The following is a 23424-nucleotide window of genomic DNA, read 5'->3' on the forward strand; positions in this document are numbered from 1 at the left end:
TTTCTCAGGTATTCCTAGCATCCGCTGAGAATGGCCGGCTTCCCGTTTTCAGCGGCGAAGCTACCTACTCCACCCGAAACCAATCAATATCGGCGTTGCCAGCATCATTAAACTTGGCGGCACGGGTGCAGAACAGGCCCACTTTGGCCCCGATCCACTTACCTTCCCGGGCCTGAAACATGCTTCCTACCGGCTGGAAACGCTGCCCATCCAGGCTGTAGCTGAACTGACACTTGGCTCCCGCCTGCACGGCCACCCGCAAGTAAATCGGCTGACCCGCGGCAGCAGCGGGCAGTTCAAGAGGTGCCGAAACTGTTTCCGCCGTGAGCTTATCCGCGTTCTGACACACCGCTTGACTCACGTAGAGCTTGCCGCCTTGGCTGGTGAGGCTCAGGTAAGCGTAGTCTAGCCCCATAATCACCAACCCGAGCTTCTCGCCTTCTACGCGCGGGGTGAAGGTGAGCTTGGTGGTCGTGGTAAACACCTCCGCCGGCAGCTTCTGCAGCAGCAAGTTGGGGACCTGCCAGAGGTTCTTATAGTTCTCCGGCAACAGGACGGAGTAGAGGCGCAAGTAGCCCAGCGGGCCGTTCAGGTAGGCCCAGTAGTCCTGCGGATTAGCATGCCACTGCCATTGCAGACCTAGGGTATTGCTGCTGAACTCGTCAGAGGTAGGCGGCGTGGCCAGCGGCTGCGCCTTGCCCTTGATCGTGGGCTTGCGATGCATGAGCACGGGCTGGCCTTTGCCGTCGCCGTCCGGATCTTCCCCGATGATGGGCCAGTCGTTCTTCCACACCATGGGTTGCAAGTGCACCACCCGGCCATACGGACCTTGGTCCTGGAAGTGCAGAAACCAGTCCTCACCGGTATTCGTATCGACCCAGGCGCCTTGGTGCGGGCCATTGATGGGCGTTTTGCCCTGGTCTATGACGATGCGCTCCTCGTAGGGGCCATACACATTTTTGGAACGCAACACCAGCTGCCACCCGGTGGGCACCCCACCGGCCGGGGCAAAGATGTAGTAGTAGCCGTTGCGCTTATAAAACTTGGGGCCTTCCAGCGTGGGCTGGTCTTTGTGGCCATCGAACACGAGCCGGTCGTCGCCAAGCAGGTGCAGGCCGTCGGGCGACATCGGGCTCACAGCCAAGATCGTCTTGATGCCGGCGCGCGAGCCGGCGAAGCCGTGTACTAAGTACGCGTTGCCATCTTCATCCCAGAGTGGGCAGGGATCAATCCAGCCCTTGGCTTCCTTCAGGCACACCGGCGTTGACCAGGGTCCGGCCGGGTTCGTGGCCGTGGTGACGAAGATGCCGAGGTCCGGGTCAGGATAGTAGATGTAGAACTTTTTGTGGTGGTAGCGAATGGCAGGGGCCCACACGCCATTACCGTGTTGCGGCTCTCGGTAGCGCGCCAGCGGGGGCTGCTGCTGGAACACGGCCCCGATCAGCGACCAGTTCACCAGATCCTTGGAGTGCAGGATCTGCAAGCCGGGGACGGCATTGAAGCTAGAAGACGTCAGGTAAAAGTCCTCGCCCACGCGGATGGCGTCCGGGTCGGAGTAATCAGCGTAGAGCACCGGGTTTTTGTAGGTGCCATTGCCGAGGTCCGGCACCCACACCTTCGACAACGTTGATGCGGCTTGGGTTTGCGCTTGAGTGCTACAGGGCAATACTAAAGTGCAAATAGCGCCAACAAGTAAGCGGCTCAGATAGCTGAGAAGCCTTCTCCAATCAAAGATAGGGTTTGTATGAGGATGTATAAGTATGCTGTGCATGGAGTAAACTCGATTTTTCAAAAGATCGTCAAGGATGTTGGGCAAGGTAAACGATTACTGTTGATAAATCCTATTCGGAATCGATACCGCTGCAATCATAATACAGTATGCGCAATCTTAAAGCGAGCTTCTATATGCTCAAGGCAGAGTACAGCCAAATTGAATATTTTCAAGTATATAATGATAAATAGCTGGCTGTATTGGCAAATGTGTACTTTCTTCTTCTTATACATAAATTGCTTATATAAAGACAATTATATAATAAATCACGATAAATAAGACATTTTAAAGCATGTTAAAACAAGATTAAAATGACATATTATACACTTGCGATTAACTCTCGGCATCGTTCCCGGGAACGATGCCGAAAGTTATTTACAGTAAACAGTTGACAAAAGGATAAGTCCTATTCATATTGTCGTATCGGAATCGATACCGGTATAGTTTTCTTTTATAGTATTTCTAGGTTTTCTATGATGCATTTAATGCTCAGAAGTACTTGTTTTTTCTCCTCTTCAAAAACCTTGATTAATAAGCATACACATACCACGCAGACAGTAGCTTTTCTGCACGTGTATCTGCACACGTAATAAAAGTACCACAACCTTAACGAGACTAATTGAGCTGAGTTAGGGGTGACACGCCCATTGTTACTCTAGTCGTGATGAGCCAAGTAATTCCACCAACTCACTTGAATCTGGAGCTGGATACTGAGGTCAGTACGACCATAAATAATCAAACCCCGGCTGAGTAGAGGACTGACCAACCGAAGAGCTAATAGTGGTAATGACAGCCATTAAACTACTTACTAGGTCACCAAGGAATGGTAGCAGTGATGCCGGCTTCTTGATCACGCTGCTACCGAGCAAGCAGAGATATTTATTCCACGGCCCAGAGCCTGTTGGTTTTCTTCGCTAAAGTCTCACTTCCAGAGCTTAGCCTTCAGAAAAACACCTAGCTCTTTCTCGCGTCTCTTTCTCATTCTTTATCTCTTTTCCCACCTGTTCCCACTTATGAGAAACCACTTACTCTTGCTTACCCCGTTAGTGTGTGTCGCCACCTTGGCGTCGGCGCAGCAGACACGGCGCATCCAAGGTACGATTACCTCTGCCGACAGAAACGAAGCTCTACCCGGGGTAACGGTTGTCGTGCAGGGCACAACGGTTGGTACCACTACCGATGGTAAGGGGCAATTCAACTTGTCTGTTCCAGCAGGTGCTACTGCCCTGCGTATCAGCTATGTTGGGTTCGTCAGCCAAGATGTGCAGTTGAGTGATAAAACCAATTTCACTATCAAACTCGAAACGGATAGTAAGACACTGGATGATGTGGTGGTTATTGGCTACGGTGAAATTGCCCGTAGCGAGGTAACAGGTGCAGTATCCTCAGTAAACGCGCAGCAGATAAAGGATATTCCCGTCAACTCAGCGGCGGAAGCCCTAACTGGTCGCCTTGCCGGCGTGCAGGTGACTACCTCTGAAGGCACGCCCGGGGCTGATGCACGCGTACGGGTACGCGGTGGCGGTTCGATCACGCAGGATAACTCGCCGCTGTACGTGGTCGACGGTATCCAGGTGGAAAATGCACTGTCGGTGATTTCGCCGCAGGATATCAAGTCGGTCGACGTGCTGAAGGATGCGGCTTCTACGGCCATTTACGGCGCCCGCGGGGCGAATGGCGTCGTGATCATCACCACCAAAAAAGGCTTCGAAGGGCGCACCACCGTTACGTATAACGGCTTCGCCGGCTTCCGCAAAATCACGAAAACGCTGGACGTCCTGAAGCCGGGCGAATTCATTGATTTACAGTACGAACGGGCCTCGCGCAGCAGTGCCGACCTAGCTTCGTTCCGTAGCCTCTACGGCTCGCGCAACTACACAGGTGATACACTGAACCTCGCCCGGCAGTCGCCATTCACCGATTGGCAAAAGGAGGTGTTTGGGCGCGATGCCTTCCAACAAACCCACAACGTGACGGTAGCCGGTGGGGGTAAAGGCACCACTTTTTCGCTGAGCCTGACCTACAACCGGGAGCAAGGGATACAGCTGCAATCCGACTACAACCGCAAGCTGGTCAACTTCCGCTTCGACCACAAAGCCAGTGATAAGTTTCGCTTCGGCTTCAACGTGCGCGCCAACGACCAAAATACGCTCGGTGCAGGCACGGCCAGCGGCGGCTTGTCGAGCTCTTCACGCTTGAAAAACACGGTGCAGTACCGTCCCTTCACTAACAACCTAGGTTCGGGGGTTAGCATCGACCCCACGCAGCCCGATGAGGAATATTATCTACTCAGCGGCGGGTCAAGCGGGCTAATCAACCCGATTGTGATAGCGCAATCCGAGTACCGGCGGAACAACTCGCGCTTAGCCAACGCCAGTGCGTTTGCGAGCTTCAACATTCTCAAGAACCTGACGCTTCGCTCGACGGTAGGCATTGATTACCTAAATAGCCGTGCCGAAGCGTTTAATAACAAAACCACTGGCGTAGCCCGGCAGAACGGGGGCTTCCCGACGGCGTCGTTGAACACCGGTTCGCAGGTGACGCTCAACAACTCTAACGTTCTGACTTACAACATCCAGAAGGGCAAACATACGTTTGATGCGCTGGTGGGCCATGAGGTGTACCAAACGCAAAGCACGAGCTTGAATGCTTCGGTGTTTTACCTACCCCTGGACATCACGCCCACGAGCGTGTTTGCGAACCTCAACCAAGCGCAGGCTCCGGCGGGCTTCATTCAGCCCTCGCCCACGACCAGCGACGAGCCCAACCGCATCCTATCCGGCTTTACTCGCCTGAACTACAGCTTCGACGACAAGTACCTGATAACGGCCACGATGCGCGCCGACGGATCCTCTAAGTTTGGTCCCGGCAATAAAGTTGGCGTCTTTCCGGCGGCCTCGGTAGCGTGGCGCCTCTCCAAAGAGCCGTTCATGCAGTCGCTCACCAAAGTGTCGGACCTCAAGCTGCGCCTAAGCTATGGCCTAGCTGGCAACAACCGCATTGGCAGCAACCTCTACCAACGCAGCTTCACCACCAGCGGGGTTGAATACGCTATTGATGGTGGGCGCACGCCGGGCTTAGCAGCTAATTCTTTGGCTTACAGCGATCTGAAATGGGAGAGCACCACCTCTCGCAACGTAGGTATCGACCTAGCTTTGTTCGATAACCGGGTGCAGTTTACCGCCGATGCCTATCTGAACCACACCTACGACTTGTTAGTGGCACAGCCCATTACGCCTACTTCAGGCTACACCTCGCAGCTGCGCAACATTGGCAAAACGTCGAACCGAGGGCTTGAGCTGCAACTGAGCGGTAACGTGATCCAGACGCCGGAGTTCTCCTGGACGGCTACCTACAACATGTCGTTCAACCGGAACCGGGTGGAAGACCTAGGTGGTCAGCCTTACCTGCCCGGTATCAACTCCGGCTGGACCAGCGACACGGGCCAGGACTACTGGGTAGCCCCGGGCCAGCCCGTGGGCATGATGTATGGCTACGTCTCTGATGGCTTCTACACGGTGGATGATTTCAACGCGACGCAGGCCACCAACGGCACCTGGAGCTACGTGCTGAAAGAAGGGGTGCCAAGCAACAACGGCGTAGTGGCCGACAACATCGGTACTTCGGTGAATGGCATTATTCAGCCCACGCCGGGAGCCATTAAGTTCAAGGATATCAATGGTGATGGAGTCGTGAATACCAATGACCGCACCATTATTGGGAACGCCAACCCTAAGTTCACGGGTGGCCTGAACCAGCAGTTTACCTACAAAGGCTTTGATGCCAGCGTGTTCCTGAACTTCGTGTACGGCAATGATATCTACAACGCCAACAAGATAGACTTCACCAGCGCTTACCTGCCCAACCAGAACATGTTAGGCTTGGTGCGTGACCGGTGGCGCACCGTCAACGCGGATGGCGTGGCGGTAAACGACCCCGACGGGCTACGTGAGCTGAACAAAGACGCCAAGATCTGGCGCCCTACCCGGGGCCGCTACCTGCTCCACTCATGGGCTATCGAAGATGGCTCGTTCCTGCGCGTGAACAACATCACGCTCGGCTATACCCTGCCGAAAGCGCTGACCACTCGCGCCAAGATTCAACAGCTGCGCTTCTACGTGACGCTGAACAACCTGTACACCTTCACGAATTACTCGGGCTTCGACCCCGAGGTGAACACCCGCCGCGGCACACCACTTACGCCCGGCGTCGACTATGCGGCCTACCCCCGCAGCCGTGGCTACCTCTTTGGTCTGAACCTTTCCCTGTAAGCTCCCACCGCTACTTCATATGAAACGTTATTTTTTCCGCGCCCTCTTGGCTGCGACTTCCTTGGCGGCGGCAGCAGGCACTTTCTCCTGCAAAGACTACCTCGACGTTCTTCCGGGTTCGGCCTACACAAACGAGATGACGTTCAACAGCGTCTCCAACGTGAATAGCGCCGTCATCGGAGCCTACGACCCACTTTCTGGCGACAACGGCTACGGCGTGCGGCTTTCAACGGGCTATGCCTATGACACCGATGAAGGCCAGAACCGCGCTGGCGCGCCAGACGGTGGCAGCCGCGACGTGAATCGTTACCGAGTCACGGCTGGTACCACAGAGCTAACGGCGCCGTTTAACACCCTGTATCAAGGTGTGGAGCGGGCGAATATCTGCATCGAGCAGATTCCCAAAATGGCCCTGTTTACGAGCGGCACGCTGCAGGAGCAACAGCAGCTACGCCGGCTGTATGCTGAGTCTTTGGCGTTGCGCGCACTCTACTACTTGGAAATTACGCGCAACTGGGGCGATGTGCCGGCCCCTTTCGAGCCGGCGCCACTGAACGGTGATGTCGCCATTGCGTCTACCGACCGCAACATCATCTACGACCGACTACTAGACGACCTAGGTCTAGCTTCACGCTACTTGCCCTGGCGCAATCAGGCTGATTATAATGCGTATGAACGCTTCACGAAAGGGGCCGTGAAAGCTTTGCGCGCACGCATTGCCTTATACCGCGGCGGCTACCAGTCGCGGGAGGGCAAGATGGTGCGCGCCGGCGACTACCTTGATGCGTACCGCGTTGCGCGGGCCGAGTGCGATACGCTCATCCGCAACCGCGACCAGCATACGCTCAATCCTAGCTTTGAAACCATCTGGCGCAACGTTTCGGGGCTGAAGTTTGACACGCAGTACGGCGAAATCATGTTTGAGGTAGCCATGGGCTCGGGCTCGGCGGCTTCCGACAGCAAGCTAGGTTTCAACAACGGACCGCGTCTCTCGCAGCTCTCGCGCTGGGGCCAGACGGGTGGGGCCATCAGCATTCTGCCCACCTACTTCTACGCCTTCGACTCCACCGACACCCGCCGGGATGTGACCATCACCCTGTACCGGTCCGTGGATGCTACGCCCAACACCCTCAACAGCGTGACGGCCACTAGCATCACTGACGGCAAGTTCCGCCGCGACTGGCGCGTGCCGCTGCTGTCCGGCACCTCACAGAACCTAGGGATGAACTGGCCCGTGGTGCGCTTTGCCGATGTGCTGCTGATGTTTGCCGAAGCCCAAAATGAGTTGGCCGGCCCAACGGCGGCTTACAATGGCACCACGCCGGTGCAAGCCTTGGAAGAAGTTCGGAAAAGAGCCTTCCCTGCCGCCACTTACAAGGCGCTGCCCGTTAGTCAGACGGGAACGAAAGATGCCTTCTTCACAGCGCTGGTGAACGAGCGGTGGCTGGAGTTTGGCGGGGAAAGCATCCGCAAGTACGACCTGATTCGCTGGAATTTGCTGGCTACCAAGATTGCTGAGACCAAAGCCAACCTGACTGCCTTCATGAGTGGCACGGGGGCTTACGCCAGGGTGCCGCAGTACCTGTATGAGTACAACATCATGCCGGAGCAGCTGCGCTACGCCCGTTCCTTATACCGGCCTGCGCCCAGCACGGCCACTACCTTCAACGTGACCGTGAACGGCACGACTTACGCCGCTCGGCGCGTGAGCTGGCGACAAGCCGTGACGGCCACCAGCATTGCCGACGTAGCCTCGGCCTACGTGCCCGGCACCGGCGACGAATTGCTCGCCTTCCCACAGACCGTCGTGGATACCAATCCGAACCTGAAGCAGAACTACGGCTACTAGTGGCCCTCGCGGTGGGACGCAGGAAAGCCACTACCTAGGCAGCCTTGTAAGGGAATTCTTTATAAGGCTGCCTTTTATTTTTTAAGCCTAGCTGGGCTCTTCTACAGCTCTAATAGCTTGCGCGATTCGCGAAAATCGCCTAAGCTATAATGGGGCCGGTATCGACACTAACAATCTTTCTCACACACAGCGCCCACTAAAATCCCCACTATTATGAGAAGAAAACTACTTTTACCAATGAGGCTAACGCCTGCTCGCCCCACGGGAGCTTGGCGAAACCTAACCTGTACATCATTTCTTTCGCTGTTTTTGGTGGCTACTTGCCCGTCGGTTTCGCTGGCGCGTGGCAGCCACGAAGCGAATGAATGGGCAGCCGAAGAGGCTGCCCATTCATTCGCTGACCGGGTGATAACCGGTTTTGTGACCGACGAGAAAAATGAGCCGTTGCCCGGCGTGACCGTCGTGGTAAAAAGCACAAAGCAGGGCGCGACCACCGATGTAGCCGGCAAGTTTCAGGTGACGGTGCCCGAAACCGGCGAGGTGGTGCTTACTTTTTCCTACATCGGCTACAAAAGCCAGGACATAGTGGTCGGCAATCGGAAAACGATTACACTGGCCCTAGCTCCCTCCACTAATGCCGTCGACGAGGTCGTGGTAATCGGCTACGGGGCCGTGCGCAAGAAGGACCTGACCGGAGCTGTATCCCAACTCAAGGGCGAGGAGCTGAAGGAAATTCCGGCCGCCAACGTGCTAGAAGCTGCCCAGGGCAAGATTGCGGGGGCCGATATCACCCGGAGCAGTGGTCAGACTGGGGCGGCCGTCAACATTAATATCCGCGGCAACCGCTCTATCGGCGGCAATAACTCGCCCCTGATTATTGTCGATGGCATTCAGTACAACAGTCTGCAGGACATCAACGCCAACGACATCGAGACGATGGACGTGCTGAAAGATGCCTCGTCGACTGCCATTTATGGCTCGCGCGGTTCGAACGGCGTCATTCTGATTACCACCAAAAAGGGCAAGTCGAGCAAGCCGGAAATCTCCTTTAACACCTACGCGGGCGTTTCGGAGGTCACGATGTACCCAAAGGCCATGGACCTGTACGGCTACCGTGACCTGAAGCGCGAAGCGTGGCGCGCGGCCGGCGTGTGGAAGAGCCCGGCCGACGACCCCGCCATTTTCACCAACGGAGCCGAGTACCAGGCGTTGCAGGATGGCGTGTGGACGGACTTTCAGGATGAGCTCATTCACAACGGCTTCCAACAAGATTATCAAGTGGGCGTGCGGGCCGGTACCGACCGCCTGAAGGGGTACGTTTCCGTCGACTACTTCAACGAAAAGGGTATCCTGAAAATGGATGAACTGAAGCGCTACACCGGCCGCCTCAACGTCGACTTCATCGCCACCGATTGGCTGAAGGTGGGCCTGCAAAGCCAGCTGACGTACTACAACCAAAGCGTGCGGCGCGACCCGCTGAACCAAGCCAACAAGATCAGTCCCCTAGGTCCGCTCTACGACGCCAACGGCAATTTCAACTTTATCATGCTGGACGGCCAAACCGCCAGCCCCCTTTCGGACGAGCAACCGAATGTGTTTAAGGGGCAGGTGCTGACCACGCGCACGCTGACCAACGGCTACGTGGAACTGACGCCCGTGCAGGGCCTCATGATTCGCAGCACGCTAGGGGTCAACCTGTCGTCGGCGCGCGACGGCGCGTATATGTCGCCCAAATCCATCGACCGGTCACTCTCGGGCAAGTCGCTGGCTACGTACAACACCAGCAACAGCCGTGGCATCAACTGGGAAAACGTGGCTACTTACCAGCGGGAGTTTGGCAAGCACGCCCTCACCGTGACGGGCATCGCCAGCTACCTAGGTAACACCTCCGACAACGCAGCGGCCTCGGGCGTCAACCAGTTGCTGCCTTCGCAGCTTTTCTACGCGCTGGGTAGCGCCACCGAGGAAATCAAGATCAACTCGGCTTATTCGCAGAACAACCTGGTATCGTTTGCGGCACGCATCAACTACGCTTTCCGCGACCGATATTTGCTGACGGTGACGGCCCGCGAAGACGGATCGTCGAAGCTGGCGGTGGGCAACAAATGGACGTTCTTTCCGTCGGCCGCCCTCGCTTGGCGTATTGTGGATGAACCGTTTATGCAGGGTATCAAAGGTCTGACCGACCTAAAGCTGCGCACCAGCTACGGCGTGGCCGGCAACGACCCTTCCGGGCCCTATGCCACCCAGACCACGCTCACGCGCATTGCCTTTGGCTACGACGACGTGCCGTATCCGGCCTACACGTTTTCGCGCAACGTGGGCAACGCGGCCCTCGGTTGGGAGCTGTCGTACACCAAGAACATCGGCTTAGATGTGGGTGTATTCAATGGCCGGCTGGCGGGTTCTGTCGACTACTACGACACCCGCACCCGCGACCTGCTGCTGGATCGGGGCCTACCTCCCACGACGGGCGTAACCACGGTGAAGCAGAACATCGGCCGCACGCGCAACCGGGGCGTGGAAGTCTCGCTGACCAGCACCAACATCAAAGCCAAAGACCTGACCTGGACCAGCACGCTCACCTTTACGCGCAACAAAGAGGAGATTACCGAACTCGTAACCAATGGCAACGACGTGGGCAATGGCTGGTTTATCGGGCAGCCCATCAGCGTGCACTACGACTACGAGAAGCTAGGTATCTGGCAAACTAATGAAGCCGACCAGGCCGCCAAAATCCAGCCCACCCAGGTGCCGGGCGAAATCAAGGTAAAGGACCAGAATGGCGACGGCAAGATTGACGCCATCAACGACCGGATCATCTTGGGCAGCCCGCGCCCGAAGTGGAGCGGCGGTCTTGATAACACGATACGCTACAAGGGCTTTGACCTGAACTTCTTCATCTACGCCCGCATCGGCCAGATGATTAACTCCGACCGCTCGGCGCGCTTCGACTACCAGGGCATTGGCAACAGCACGGCCGGCCTCGACTATTGGACGCCCGAAAACCCGACCAATGCCTACCCGCGCCCCAACAAGAACGGGGGCGGGAAATACCTCTCCACGCTGGCTTACCAGAACGGCTCGTTTGGCCGCATCCGGAATGTTACGATCGGCTACAACTTCTCTAAGACGTTGCTGCCCAAGGCGATTAGCGGGGTTCGGTTGTACGTGACGGGCAAGAACCTGTACACCTTCACCAAGCTAAACTACGACCCGGAGCGGGGCGGCGGCGAAAGCTTCCCCATGACCAAGCTGTATGTAGTTGGTCTGAATGCCACGTTCTAACCCTAGCATCCCATCCATCCCATGAAAGCTTTTTTCACTAAAAAGGGGGTGCTAACCCTCTCCTTGCTCACGCTGTTTTCGTGCGACAAAACGCTCGAGGAATATAACCCGAGCGGGCTGACCGCCGACACCGTGTACACCACGCCCGAGGGCTTCGAAACCTTGGTCAATGCGGCGTATTCGTACCAGCGCTGGTGGTACGGCAAGGAGGAAGCCCACAACATTGCCGAAATGGGCACCGACATCTGGACCAGTGCCTCTGGTGACACCGACCGAGGCCTGAGCCAGTACCTCAACCTGCAAGGCACCAATACGTACCTGGCCACCGAATGGCGCGAGCTGTACGCGGCCGTGAACCTGTGCAACGGCGGCCTAGCCCGCATTGACAAAGCCGGCCTCTCGGCCACGCTGCGGCCCATTCGGGAGGGCGAGCTGCGGTTTCTGCGCGCCTTCTACTACTGGCACATCGTGGAAACCTGGGGCGGCGTGCACTTCACCACTGAGGAAACCAGTGGGGTAGTTTCTACCGCTAACCGCACGCCCGAAAGTACGTTTTACGAGCTGATTATCTCAGACTTACTCGCAGCCGTCGACAAGCTGCCCGCTACCCAGCCGCAATATGGCAAAGTGACCAAAGGCGCCGCGCAGGCCTTTCTGGCGCGCATTTACCTGACGCGGGGCATGAACCAGGAAGCCCTGACTATGGCCCAGGCGGTAATAGCCAACACTGCGTATCGGCTCGAACCCAACTACGCTGACCTGTGGAAGATGAGCAATCTGAAAACCCGGGAAGCCATCTACGTCGTGGATTACTCGTCTAACCTAGCTCTCAACGACCTCGCTAACACCACGTTTAACCCCTACGGACACGGCCGAGGCGGCAACAACGCCCACTTGCTGTACATCATGAAGTACGACGACCGGCCCGGCATGGTGCGCGACATCCCGAACGGGCGTCCCTTCAACCGCTACATGCCCACCCGCTTCCTGCTCGATTTGTACAGCACCAACGACGCCCGCTACGAAGGTTCCTTCAACGAGGTGTGGTACGCCAACTCTACCACCCGGCCCGCCGGCATGGCCCTGGGCGACACGGCCGTGTACTGTACCCGCCGCGAAGTTCCGGATGCGTATGAGGCCACCCGCAAGTACCAGACGGTGGACCGCAGCAAGATCTACAACGCCAACGGCACGGTGAAAGACGGCCTGCGCTACCCTAGCCTCACCAAGTTTATGGACCCCACCCGGCCCAGCTTGAACGAAGCGCAAAGTGCCCGCGACGTATTCGTCATCCGACTGGCCGAAGTGTACCTGATTGCCGCCGAAGCGCAGCTGAAGCTAGGTAACACGCAAGCCGCTGCCGACTACGTGAACGTGCTGCGCACCCGCGCCGCCAAACCCGGCCGCGCCGCCGCCATGCAGGTGAATGCCGCGCAAATGTCCCTGGACTTTATGCTGGATGAGCGGGCTCGTGAACTGGCCGGCGAGCAGCTCCGCTGGTTTGACCTAAAGCGCACCGGCAAGCTAGTGGACCGCATCAAACTCTACTCGCCAGATAATGCGGTGAACATTCAATCCTATCACACGCTACGGCCCATTCCGCAAACGCAGCTAGATGCCGTGACCAACAAGAGTGAGTTCACGCAAAATCTTGGTTATCAATAGGCCCAATTGACTAACCTAGCTTTTATAGGTTAGTCAACTGTCCGTCATGCTGAGCCTGTTGAAGCATCTCCAGCCTGACAATGAAAAGACTGCCTACTACGCCGAGTACCAGTCGAAGGGTCCCGGTGCTAACACCAAAGACCGAGTGAAGTGGAGCAAACAGCTTACCAACAAGGAGGCCAAACAATACACGCTCAAAAACATCTTCGCGGGCGCTGAGCCTTGGCTGCCCGAAACAAAACCAACGCCGTCCTCAACGGCTGCCCAGCAATAGCTCAACCTAGGTTTTCGCCATGAAGCTTTCTCTCTCCCTGCCCGTGGCGCTGCTGACGGCCGCGCTGTTAGGCGCTGCACAGTCAACTCACGCACAGTCGTCCACCGAGTTTTCCTGGTCGCACCTGCCGACGGCGCAGCAGCCCACCTTCAAAGCCGATACGTTCAACATCACGCGCTACGGCGCCAAGCCCGACGGCCTCACGCTGAACACGCAAAGCATCAACGCCGCCATTGCCGATTGCAGCAGCAAGGGCGGAGGCGTGGTGCTGGTGCCGCAAGGATTGTGGCTGACGGGGCCCGTTGAGTTGAAAAGCAACGTGAACCTGCACTTGGTGCGGGCCGCCGTGTTGCAGTTCTCCGCCGACTTCAACCAGTACCCGTTGGTGCTGGGCAGCTACGAAGGCCAGCCTTCCTACCGCAACCAGTCGCCGCTTTCGGGCACGGGGCTGGAGAACGTGGCCATTACCGGGCACGGCATCGTCGATGGCAACGGCGATGCCTGGCGCATGGTGGGCCGCGACAAGCTGACGGAACGGGAGTGGAAAAGCAAGGTAGCCTCGGGTGGCTCGGTCAGTGAGGACGGCAAGGTGTGGTACCCTTCGGAAAAGTCGCGGCTCGGTGCCAAAACCCCGAATGCTAGCGCGCCGGGCCGGACCAAAGCCGAGTACGAGGCCGTAAAGGATTACCTGCGGCCCAACATGGTGGTGCTCACCAGCTGCAAAAAGGTGCTGCTTCAGGACGTGACCTTTCAGAACTCGCCGGCCTGGTGCCTGCACCCGATCATGTGCCAAGACCTGACCGTGCGCAACGCGCTAGTCCGCAACCCCGACTACGCCCAGAACGGCGACGGGCTCGACATCGAATCGTGCCGCAACGTGCTGGTGGAAGGCAGCACCTTCGACGTAGGCGATGACGGTATCTGCATCAAATCGGGCAAAGATGAGGAAGGCCGCAAGCGTGGCATCCCCACCGAAAACGCGCTGATTCGCAATAATGTGGTGTACCGGGCGCACGGCGGCTTCGTCATTGGCTCGGAAATGTCGGGCGGGGCCCGCAACCTGTTCGTGGAGAACTGCACCTTCATGGGCACCGACATCGGGCTGCGCTTCAAAACGGCCCGCGGCCGGGGCGGCGTGGTGGAGAACATCCACGTGCGCAACATCGCCATGAAGGACATTGTGCACGACGCCATCTTGTTCGACATGTACTACTTCATGAAGCCGCCCGCTAAGCTAGCCGACGGCCAAGCAGCACCCGAGTCGGTTCCGGCTGTGACGGAAGCCACCCCGCGCTTTCAGAACTTCACCATCCGCAACGTCGTGTGCGACGGGGCTGAGCGTGGCATTTTCCTGCGGGGCCTGCCCGAAATGAGCGTCCGGCAAATCAGCCTCGACCACCTCGTCTTAAAGGTTAACAAGGGTGTGGAGCTGATTGAGGCCCAAGACATTCGCATCAGCAATCTGCGGCTCGAAACCAAAGCGGCAGCACCCGTGGTGTACGTGGAAAACAGCCGCAACATCAGCTTCGACGGCATGCAAGTAAACGCGCCTACTAACCAGGCTTTGTTCAGCGTGAGCGGCAACCGCACCGAAAAGATTACCGCCGCTCGCACCGAGGCGGGCAAAGGACGCACGCCCATCGAGGCGAAAGCCGGCGCGAGTGTCAAGGCGCTCAAGGTAAAAAGCTAAGATGCAGGCGGCATTTAACACTGGCTACGGCTCTTTACCAGCTAGGCCGAACAAAAACAGCTCTCTTTCAACTAGAGGACTATTTTCAACTGTCTTGTTCACTTAAATTAACATGGCTGTTGCAGAACGCTCAATAGGGAATCTGCTGGACAGAAAAGCGTTTGAAACAGGCTAAAATAGACCTTGCTGCCCTTGTTCTCCGTAAACAATGGATTAAACATAGTTTCTCAGAATACCAATAGATTTCTAAAACAGTCACAATACTTTGCTGAACGCTTTCGTTCCTAAGCAAACGGTCCCTAGAATGCAGATTTTAGGAACCGTTTTTCGTGGGTAATTCGAACATTTCTTACAAGAGAACAAGCTAGCCGTGTATGGCCTTTCAGGGACGTTGCTGCTGAACTTGTAGCCAGTTAACAGCCGCCGCTTCTGTATCGTAGAACACTGGATAATAGTGGTGTGTGTTGGCCTTGGCGACTAAAGTGTGCATAGCTGAGCTGTCAATATTCTCCTGCTGATGGGGCACGGTCACAAACGCGGCATACACCGGTCCGCCGAGCGTGGGGGCGAGGGTAGATTGGTACACCTCCACGGCCCAACTCAGTAGCAAGGGTGGGGCCGCCGCCAGGCGCCGCACATCCAGTAGCCAGTAGCGGCAGTTCTCATGCTGTTGAGCGATCGGCAGTAAGGCCGCGTATACCTGCTGTTGCTGTTCGGCTGTAAGCGAGCGTTGCCAGCGGGCAATCAACATCTTAAACTGTGGATGGAATTGCCACGTCACATGATCGGCCAGTAAATCAGAGGGCATACAGAAAAGCTTTATAGAATAGGCTGAACACGCTACCAAACGAGCGTGTTGCAACTGCGCAAAAAACGAGGCCGAAGTTAAGCCAAGAAAACCGCCTTTACAGCTTGTTTAGGAGGATATTGAAACTGCGTATAAACCGTTTATGGCTGTTGCAGAACTCAGCCCAAGACCTCACGCAAGGCTGCTCGTGCCTAAATTAGTCCCGCAACCTAGCCTTAAATCTGTTTTTAGTCAATTTCTGTACTCGTTGCGCTCGCTTATCGAATGAGCCGCAGAGTTCAGCAACAGCCACGTCCCTTTCTCGAAAATTGCTATTTCTTCTAGCGTATCAAGGCGCCGTATAGTGAACGGGGTACTTCGTTCGTTAGATAGGGATGAAAACAAAACGGTGGTCTAGCGGAGTGTTCGTGCTAAGGCTGCTCCTAGTCTGGAGCGGCTGGTCAACTAAAACTATCTTGTTATGAAGTAAATTGACAATTTCCACCTGTTTTGTTGGTTTAGTAAGCCTCGTTTGGGTGAACAGCTAGTCTCGCATCGGCAGTACCGAGAATCTACGTCGCTGTAGAATAGGAGCATTTTTTCGCCTCAGTTGCTCAGTAAAACTATGATCTTCCATGAACAAATTAGCTTACAAAGAAGCTTTTTGTCACCTGAAAGCCCTACCCGCAGCGGCTTCAAAGACGAGTTAGTTGTTCAGCGAAACGAGCGAATTATTTACACACGCTTACTTGAAACGCACCACCACGTCCCGCAGCGCGCTGTTTGACCGTAGCATGGGACGCATTTCGTCAAAGCTCATCTCTACTGTCTGCGGCCCGATGACGTAGGGGCCAATTTCGTATTCTCCCCATTCAAATTCTATCCCCGCCGGCGTGAGACAAAAGCTATTGTGGGGCAAAGGCACCAGTGTTTGGGGGCGGCCCGCCTTGTCCAGCCATCGCTCGAACGGCTGGCCGGGGAGACCGCCCTCCTCCTGGTAAAAATCGCCGTAAAGCGCATCTTGCTGCAAACGCTTCGTGAGCAGACTCCGCAGGCGCTGCTCGTATCCGGGCCGCAGCAGATCCCGCAGGTACACCTGCTGACCCGTGCGCAGGTCAAAGGTTGAGGGCGTCATTTGGTGACGTGGGTGGTCGGCGCCCGCCTCGAAGTACGCCTCGAACAAGTTGACGGAAAGCAGTTGGTAGCCGTTGTAAGTGACTTGCGCTTGTTGCTTGGTCTCGGCACAATTCCCGTTTCCGTTTGCTACTTGCCCTTCCACGTACGCCTGCAGCCGCCCGTACGGCGCGGGCAGCAGCCGCTGCTGCACCCGTTGCAAGGCGGGGCGGTGTTCGCTGTCCAGCAAGTGTACCACATCCAGTTCTAGACTCGGGTTCACGCCGGTACGCCCACAGTCCGCGCTATCCTGGGCCTGGGAGGACTGAGCGGAGTATGACTCGTACGCGTAGCGCACGGCGTCGCGGTAATCTTCCCGCAGCGCGAATGGCAGCGTGCGCTTCCCGTCAGCGCTGCGCCAGGTGCCCCGCAGTTGTGGGCCAGCGGCGATAGCCACCTGCCAAGTAGCCAGCAGACTATCGCCGACTACTTCCCGCAAGACCAGGGGCTTTCCGAGCAGGTTTCGCGTCGCGCGCAGTTCCAATGGTTGCCCATGTCGCGGGTAATAGTAGGAGCCGGTAGTAAGCGTATCGCCAAATGTCAGCTCTATTACCACCGGGTACGAGCCTACCTGGCCCGTGTAGCGTCGGGTTCCTAAGAAAGGAGTTGCTACCGGGTGCGCGACGTCGCTGTTTGCTGGAATTTCTTGGGTAGGGGTATCGGCCCGACCCGTCTGTTCGGAGGGTTGGTTAGGCTGGCAAGCGCTGGCGAGCAAGACAAGACATAGGCCCTCAAACCGACAAATCGTTAATCTATTAGGTACCATTACGCACTGTTTGAAAGTTCATTGAAACGGTCCTACCACTAATTAATCGATCCTTCCCTCATGTCAACCCCGAAGAATATCCTGGTCCTGTGCACAGGCAACTCGTGCCGTAGTCAACTGCTGCACGGCTATTTGCAACAAGAACTAGGTGACCACGCAACGGTCTACAGTGCTGGCGTCGAAACGCACGGGCTCAACCCACGGGCGGTACAGGTGATGGCCGAGGATGGCCTTGACATCAGCCAGCACACCAGCAATCACGTCGACGAGTACGCGCACGTGCCCTTCGACTATGTTATTACAGTGTGTGACCATGCCAATGAGGTCTGCCCAGTCTTCCCTTCGACCGCTCGGAAACTATACCATAACTTTCCGGACCCTGCGAAAGCAACCGGCAGTGCGGGAGAGGTGCTGAATCAGTTTCGCGCCGTACGCGATCAGATCAAAACGTATGCACACGATTTCGTTCGGGCTCAGTTTGTTCAGTCGTAATCCGTAGGGGATCATTATGGGCGAGGCCCTAAAAATCGCTATCCCTAAATATTATGAAGACTGAATGGTGGCGCTTTCAGCAACACAGCACCACGCTCAGCCACCAGGGGCGGTAGGGAAGAAAACTAGCACAGTTAACACCATGCATAGCGTTAATAGGAGGACAGGCCTGGGTGGGCTTTGAGCCAGCGCTGATACTGCTTGACTTCGGCCTGTTCGTCGCGAACAATGTCGCGGGCCGCATTTTTTAGCTCCGCACTTTTGCCGAATGCTAGTTCCGTTTGTGCCAGCGCTACCCCACTCCGATGATGCAGCTGCATAAGCGTGGCAAAGTCTCCATCCATGGAGCCAGGCAGGGGCGGCAGCTGGCGTAGCGGCGCTAGCGCTGCCGCGATGCGTCGCACAAACGGGTCCTTGGCATTCCCTGGGCGGTATTCCTGACCTACGGGCGGTTCCCGGGTCAGCGCTAGCGTCAGCAGGTGGTTATCCCGTCATGATACCGACGAGTACGTGCTGGGCCAGGGTCTTTAGTGTGGAGTCTTTGCCATAGGATGCTTCCACGCCCGCCAAGCGTTGGGCTCCCGCGTGGTGGACTTCCAGCAGCCGGGCAAAGTCCTTGTCCCTGCATCCGATGCGCTGCACCGTATCGAGTTGCTGAACCAATAACTTGCAGCGTGTCGCGCAGCGAAGGAGGCGCTTCCACAGGGGCTGGCTTCAGCTTTCCCTGGACTTTAAGCTCGTGCTCGTCGGTATCATGACGGGATTGGCAGCTGCTACCGCTAAGGCCAAGGACCAGCAGCAGAGCAACATAAATGGGGCGAAGGCTCATGCGTGAAATGAAAGAGGCCTACGTAGTCGATTCGATGTGCACCAGCACGTCATAATTATAGCCTTACGGCTTGCTGGAAAAGTTCATGCGCTGAATACGTACGGCATTGAGGATGGCCAGCAGGGCCACGCCCACATCAGCAAACACGGCCTCCCACATGGTCGCCACGCCGCCGGCTCCCAGGGCCAAGACGATACCCTTGACGAGGAAGGCCAGCCAAATATTCTGCCAGACGACGTTGTGGGTAGCCCGGGCAATGCGGCGGGCGGTGGCAATCTTGCTCGGGTGGTCGGTCTGAATCACCACGTCAGCCGTTTCGATGGTCGCGTCTGAGCCTAGCCCGCCCATGGCAATGCCCACGTCGGCTAGGGCCACCACCGGCGCATCATTTACCCCATCACCCACGAAGGCCAGTTTGCGGCCCTCGCGGATATACTGCTGCACGTAATGGGCCTTGTCTTCGGGCAGTAGCCCGCCGTGGGCTTCGGTGATGCCTAGCTCCTGGGCCACGCGCTGCACGATGCTGTCCTTGTCGCCCGAAAGCATCACGAGCTTGGTGATGCCGTCGGCTTTGAGCTCTTGCACGGCTTGGGCTGCGTCCTCTTTCGGAGCGTCGGCTACGGTGAGGTAGCCAGCGTACTGGCCGTCTACGGCGGCCACCACGATGCTATCCACTACCTGGTCAACTTCCACCGGGTAGGCCACGCCGAACTTGGTGAGCAGCTTGGTGTTACCGGCCAGCACGTCGCGGCCGTCTACTTGGCCGCGCAGGCCGTGGCCGGCGATTTCCTCTACGTTGTTAACAGGCATGCTGGCCACGGCTGCCCCCACATGGGCGACGACCGCCTTGGCGATAGGGTGCGTCGATTTTGTCTCCAAGGCCCCGACTAGGCGTAATAGCTGCGCCGGCGTAGTGTCCGGGGTGGGCTGCACCTGCTGCACGGCAAACACACCCTGCGTGAGCGTGCCGGTCTTGTCCATCACCACCGTGTCGATTTCGCGTAGCACGTCCAGAAAGTTGGATCCTTTAAATAGAATGCCCGCTTTCGAGGCCGCACCGATGCCGCCGAAGTAGCCCAGTGGAATGCTGATGACCAGCGCGCAGGGACAGGAAATGACCAGAAACACCAGGGCCCGGTAAAGCCAGTCGCGGAACACGTAGTCGCTCACCACGAAGTAGGGCACCACCAGAAGCAGCACGGCTAGCCCCACCACGATGGGCGTGTAAATCTTGGCAAACTTGGTGATGAACTGCTGGGTCTTGGCCTTGCGGCCCACCGCATCCTGCACCATCGCCAGGATTTTCGAGAGCTTGGTATCCTTAAAGGCGGCCGTCACCGTGACCTGAATCAGGGATTCCAGGTTGATCATGCCCGCTAGCACCGCTTCGCCAGGCTGCTTGGTTTGCGGGGCGGACTCGCCCGTGAGCGCCGCTGTGTTGAAGTTGGCAGCTGTCATGTTCAACGTCCCGTCGAGGGCCACCTTTTCACCGGGCTTCACTTCCATTACGTCGCCCACCTGCACCGCTTTCGGGTCGAGCACCAGGGGCTGGCCGCCGCGCACCACGGTCACTTCGGTGGCTTGAATTTCGAGCAGGGCCTTGATGCTGCGCTTGGCGCGGTTCACGGCCGCGTCCTGAAACAGCTCGCCGACCGTATAGAAGAGCATGACGGCTACCCCCTCCGGGTACTCGCCGATCGCAAACGCGCCGAGCGTGGCCAGGCTCATGAGCAGAAATTCGTTGAAAATGTTCCCCGAGGGAATGCTGAGTACCGCAGCTTTCACCACATTCCACCCGACCAGCACGAAGGCCAGCCCGTACCAAATTAGGCGCACGTAGCTGCTGAAAAAGTCAACTTTGTAGTAGTCCAGCGCGATGCCCAGCAGTAGCAGCGCGAAGCTGATACTCGGCAGCAGGTAGGGGTTGTCGCCAGCTGGGCCGTGGTTGTGTCCGTCGTGGTCGTGGCCCACGTGGTCATCGTCCTCCTCAAGGCTCAGCTCGCCGGGGTCGTGGTGGTGACCGGCATGGTCGTGGTGACCTTCGGCTGGGGCATGGTCGTGGCCAGCCACGTCGTGGCCCTGGGGAGTCGTCGCCGCGTCGGGTGTGAGCTGCGCCCGGGTGAGCGCGCCCGCGTTCTCGGGCTGCACCTGCTTGGCGGTGTTGAGCTCTTCGTCGAGGTTATTAGATGAAGGGTCAGGCATGAGGGTCAATAATGAAAGGTCAGAATAGGAAAGGGTGAGGCACTTTGGGCACTACCAGTCCATGAAAAAGGCGGCCACGCCCACCAGCACCAGCACCGCGCCCGTCAGCTGCCGCTCGTAGCGCGCTACGCCATCCAGCTTGAGATGTCCAAGGCCTCGGTGAGCCAACGCCACCAGCGCGCACATGGCCGACATGGATGCCAGCAGGTACACGCCCATGAGCAGGGCTAGCGCGGCCGGGCCGTGGGTGCCGGCTGCCAGGAAGAAGGTCTGAATTTCGAGGCAGGGTGCCAGGAACATGGTGGCTGCTAGCCCGAGTACCACCCGCCACCGGGTGCGGTGCGGGGTCACAGGAACCGGATCGGGGTGCGTATGGCCCGGCCTGGAAAAGGCGTAGAGCAGGCCGATACCAATGAGCAGCAAAGGCGCCAGTCCGCCTGCGGCCTGAGTGAGCTGGCTAGACAACCGCCAGCCTAACAGACCGAGCCCCAAGCCGATGAGGATGGTGCTCAACACGTGTGCCAAGCTGGCTACGGCTGTTACAGCTACTGCCCGCCGCACCGGCCAGCCTTCAGCGCGTGCCACCGCTAGCACCGGCGCCCAGTGGTTGGGAATCGTGGCGTGCAGCAGACTGAGCAAAAGGGTACCGGTGAGCAGTTCAAGCATGAGGCGGGGGCGTCAGGGAAGTGTACCGCCGGTTGAGCTGACAAAATTCGCTCGCCCGGCAATGCAATACTATTGCATTGTTTCAGTCGCTGTCAGCGCAGCGGGGGCACCGACCTTTCATCACCAGGCTGGTTTCCTGCACCTGATACGCGCCGGGGAGGGCAATGGTCGGCACGGCGACCGTGGGTAGGCAGCTGGTTTCGCGGCAACTCGTGCAAAAAAAATGTACGTGCAGGTCCTGATGCAGCTTGGGTGTGCAAGTAGGCTCGCAGAGCGCATACTTGGCGGCTCCGCTACCGTCCTCTATGCGGTGTACCAACCCTTTGTCGGTGAAGGTTTTCAGGGTCCGGTGCACGGTAATTCGGTCCGCGGGCTGGAGCAGCTGCTCTACGTCGGCCAGGCTGAGAGCCGCCGCGTGTTGTTGCAGCACTTCTAGCACCAGCAGGCGCATGGCCGTGGGCGTAATCTGCTTGGCGATCAGGATATCTTCCAGGGGGCTCCTCATGGCTTACTCTTCTTCTTCGGCGTTTTTCATTTTGGCTAGTAGCGAATAGGCGCCACCGGTCACGAACGTCGTGGTGATCGGCACCGCGTCGGGCAGTGTGACTTCCGTGAAGTTATCCTCGCTACGGCCCAGGGTGACGGGCACCATGCGGTAGCGCCCGGGGGCTTCGATCGCATACGCGTAGTTCTTGCCTTCAAAACGCACCAGGGCCGCGTCGGGCAAAGCAGACGCCTCACTACGGCCCGTTTCAATGGTAGCGCGCACGTACAGGCCCGGCAGCAGGGCGGGATCGTTTTCCTGATCCAGGTGACCATGCACGCGCACGGTGCGGTCGGCGCCAATGGCCCGGCCCACAAGGTACACGTGCGCGGTCCGCTCGCGGCGGGTGCCCGTGGAATCACTGGCCAGGGTAAAGCGAATCAGCTGCCCTTTCTGCACCCGCGCCACGTCGCGCTCGAACACGGTCAGCTCCACGTGCAGGTGCTCGGGGTCGACAATTTCAAACAAGGCATCAGTCGGCGTCACGGCCTGGCCGACGGTCACGTTCACGGTCCGCACAAAGCCGGCCCGGGGGGCACGAATAGCCGCCGTTCGCACAATCGCTCCGCCCACGGGCAGATTCGCTAGCCGCAACCGGGCGGCCTGCGCGTTGGTTTGCACCTGCAGCACGTTGAAGTCAGCCAGGGCCCGCTGATAGTTTTTCTGCGGGGCGACTTCCTGCTCGTAGAGCTCCTTCTGCCGGGCCAGCTCGGTACGGGCGTACGCTAGGCGAGCCCGCGTCTCCAGGTACTCCTGCTGCAAGGTCACGAATTCGGGGTTGCGGATGGTGGCCAGCACCTCGCCTTTACGCACCCGGGTGCCTTGCAGCAACTGCGTGTTGTCGACGAAGCCCCCGAGTGGGGCGGTGATGGACACGGCACTCTCCGGGGGCACGTCCAGCGTGCCCGTTACCGTGAGGCCCGCCCCCATGGGTCGGCCGGTGACACGTCCGGTTTGAATACTGGCCGCTTGCTGCTCAGCCGGCGAGAGGGTCACCAAATCAGTTTCTTCGCCTTCCGCCGCGGCGGCCGTTTCGCTGGCTTCGGTGCTGGTAGCGAGGGTTTCTTTTTTATTCGCCGTGCAGCCGGCCTGCAGGGTCAGGCCCAGTAGCACGAGCACTACAATCTTTTTCATGGGATAGCAAGTCAGAACGAACC

16 protein-coding genes are annotated in these 23424 nt (G+C 57.8%); 7 read left to right on the forward strand and 9 right to left on the reverse strand.

Annotated features, from left to right (window positions below; all coding sequences use genetic code 11):
- Positions 1-64: 64 nt before the first annotated feature.
- Positions 65-1666 carry a glycoside hydrolase 43 family protein gene (locus tag SD425_RS28065; RefSeq protein WP_324680029.1) on the reverse strand — a complete coding sequence of 534 codons (1602 nt, stop codon included), beginning with the start codon at positions 1664-1666 and terminating at the stop codon, positions 65-67.
- Between the two features lie 1118 nt (positions 1667-2784).
- On the opposite strand from SD425_RS28065, the gene SD425_RS28070 reads away from it, so the two are divergent.
- From SD425_RS28070 to SD425_RS28095, 6 genes are all read left to right on the forward strand, one after another.
- Positions 2785-6042 (forward strand): TonB-dependent receptor, encoded by a 3258-nt coding sequence (locus SD425_RS28070; RefSeq protein ID WP_324680031.1) that lies wholly within the window; start codon positions 2785-2787, stop codon positions 6040-6042.
- 19 nt (positions 6043-6061) lie between these two features.
- On the forward strand, positions 6062-7891 hold the full coding sequence (locus tag SD425_RS28075; protein ID WP_324680033.1) for a RagB/SusD family nutrient uptake outer membrane protein: 1830 nt from the start codon (positions 6062-6064) through the stop codon (positions 7889-7891).
- Positions 7892-8128: 237 nt separating this feature from the next.
- On the forward strand, positions 8129-11179 hold the full coding sequence (locus tag SD425_RS28080; RefSeq protein WP_324680035.1) for a TonB-dependent receptor: 3051 nt from the start codon (positions 8129-8131) through the stop codon (positions 11177-11179).
- A gap of 21 nt (positions 11180-11200) precedes the next feature.
- On the forward strand, positions 11201-12844 hold the full coding sequence (locus tag SD425_RS28085) for a RagB/SusD family nutrient uptake outer membrane protein (protein WP_324680037.1): 1644 nt from the start codon (positions 11201-11203) through the stop codon (positions 12842-12844).
- A gap of 46 nt (positions 12845-12890) precedes the next feature.
- Positions 12891-13118 (forward strand): pectinesterase family protein, encoded by a 228-nt coding sequence (locus SD425_RS28090; protein WP_324680039.1) that lies wholly within the window; start codon positions 12891-12893, stop codon positions 13116-13118.
- A gap of 19 nt (positions 13119-13137) precedes the next feature.
- Positions 13138-14808 carry a glycoside hydrolase family 28 protein gene (locus SD425_RS28095; protein WP_324680040.1) on the forward strand — a complete coding sequence of 557 codons (1671 nt, stop codon included), beginning with the start codon at positions 13138-13140 and terminating at the stop codon, positions 14806-14808.
- Between the two features lie 382 nt (positions 14809-15190).
- Here SD425_RS28095 and SD425_RS28100 read toward each other — a convergent pair whose 3' ends face one another.
- Positions 15191-15616, reverse strand: coding sequence for a hypothetical protein (locus SD425_RS28100; protein WP_324680042.1), 426 nt, complete (start codon positions 15614-15616; stop codon positions 15191-15193).
- Positions 15617-16340: 724 nt separating this feature from the next.
- Complete coding sequence (locus tag SD425_RS28105; RefSeq protein ID WP_324680044.1) at positions 16341-17483, reverse strand: RsiV family protein; 1143 nt, start codon at positions 17481-17483, stop codon at positions 16341-16343.
- 111 nt (positions 17484-17594) lie between these two features.
- Here SD425_RS28105 and SD425_RS28110 point away from each other — a divergent pair, with 111 nt between their 5' ends.
- Positions 17595-18026 carry an arsenate reductase ArsC gene (locus SD425_RS28110; RefSeq protein WP_324680046.1) on the forward strand — a complete coding sequence of 144 codons (432 nt, stop codon included), beginning with the start codon at positions 17595-17597 and terminating at the stop codon, positions 18024-18026.
- A gap of 152 nt (positions 18027-18178) precedes the next feature.
- Here the strand turns inward: SD425_RS28110 and SD425_RS28115 are convergent, their stop codons facing one another.
- From SD425_RS28115 to SD425_RS28140, 6 genes are all read right to left on the reverse strand, one after another.
- On the reverse strand, positions 18179-18430 hold the full coding sequence (locus SD425_RS28115; protein ID WP_324680047.1) for a DUF305 domain-containing protein: 252 nt from the start codon (positions 18428-18430) through the stop codon (positions 18179-18181).
- 79 nt (positions 18431-18509) lie between these two features.
- Complete coding sequence (locus SD425_RS28120; protein WP_324680049.1) at positions 18510-18689, reverse strand: hypothetical protein; 180 nt, start codon at positions 18687-18689, stop codon at positions 18510-18512.
- 229 nt (positions 18690-18918) lie between these two features.
- Positions 18919-21057, reverse strand: coding sequence for a heavy metal translocating P-type ATPase (locus tag SD425_RS28125; RefSeq protein WP_324680050.1), 2139 nt, complete (start codon positions 21055-21057; stop codon positions 18919-18921).
- 51 nt (positions 21058-21108) lie between these two features.
- Positions 21109-21723 carry a hypothetical protein gene (locus SD425_RS28130; RefSeq protein WP_324680052.1) on the reverse strand — a complete coding sequence of 205 codons (615 nt, stop codon included), beginning with the start codon at positions 21721-21723 and terminating at the stop codon, positions 21109-21111.
- A gap of 82 nt (positions 21724-21805) precedes the next feature.
- Entirely contained in the window at positions 21806-22228 is a 423-nt protein-coding gene (locus SD425_RS28135) for a Fur family transcriptional regulator (protein ID WP_324680055.1), read from the reverse strand.
- Positions 22229-22231: 3 nt separating this feature from the next.
- A complete protein-coding gene (locus SD425_RS28140; protein WP_324680057.1) occupies positions 22232-23401 on the reverse strand; it encodes an efflux RND transporter periplasmic adaptor subunit in 1170 nt (389 codons plus the stop codon).
- Positions 23402-23424 lie beyond the last annotated feature (23 nt).

Source organism: Hymenobacter sp. GOD-10R (genome assembly GCF_035609205.1).
GTDB lineage: Bacteria > Bacteroidota > Bacteroidia > Cytophagales > Hymenobacteraceae > Hymenobacter.